Genomic DNA, 654 nt, shown 5'->3' with positions numbered 1-654 from the left:
AGAGGACGTTTTGCGAGGTTTCCGTAGTTCGTCCTCGCTCGATGTTGTGAGGTTCTGGTCCCGCTGATGTCCGCTCGTGCCGGTTGCCGTTGGGTTGGTCGTGGATGGACGTAAGCCGTATCCCAGCGACGTGACCGACGCCCAGTGGGCGGTGGTCGGCCCGTTCCTGGAGGCGTGGAAGGCCCGGCATCCGTCGGTGTCGGGGCATCAGGGCCGCTATGAGTTGCGGGAGATCCTGAACTCGATCTTTTACCAGAACCGGACCGGCTGTCAGTGGGCGTACCTGCCGCATGATCTGCCGCCGAAGTCCGCGACGTACTACTACTTCGCCTTGTGGCGTGACGACGGCACCGACCAGGCGATCCACGATCTGTTGCGCTGCCAGGCGCGGGAGAAAGCCGGTCGGGCGGAGGACCCGACGGCGGTCGTGTTGGACACCCAGTCGATCCGCGCCGCGAACCATGTTCCGGCCGCCACGACCGGTAAAGACGCGGGCAAGAAGGTGCCGGGTCGTAAGCGGGGTCTGGCCGTCGACGCACTCGGACTCATCATCGCGGTGGTGGTGACGGCCGCGTCGGTGACCGACAACGCGATCGGAATCAAGTTGCTCGACAAAGTGGTTGAGCACACCCCGACGGTGACCAAGGCGTGGGT

1 protein-coding gene is annotated in these 654 nt (G+C 64.7%); it reads left to right on the top strand.

Translation table 11 applies throughout. The features are described 5' to 3' along the window. Positions 1–100: 100 nt before the first annotated feature. On the top strand, positions 101–654 hold a 554-nt coding region (locus tag ABD211_RS32925; protein WP_344140426.1), incomplete at its 3' end, for an IS5 family transposase.

It is taken from the genome of Luedemannella flava (assembly GCF_039528515.1).
GTDB classification, from domain to species: Bacteria; Actinomycetota; Actinomycetes; order Mycobacteriales; family Micromonosporaceae; genus Luedemannella; species Luedemannella flava.
The sequence above is the reverse complement of the archived record's forward strand: the minus strand, read 5'-3'. Positions and strand labels throughout refer to the sequence as shown.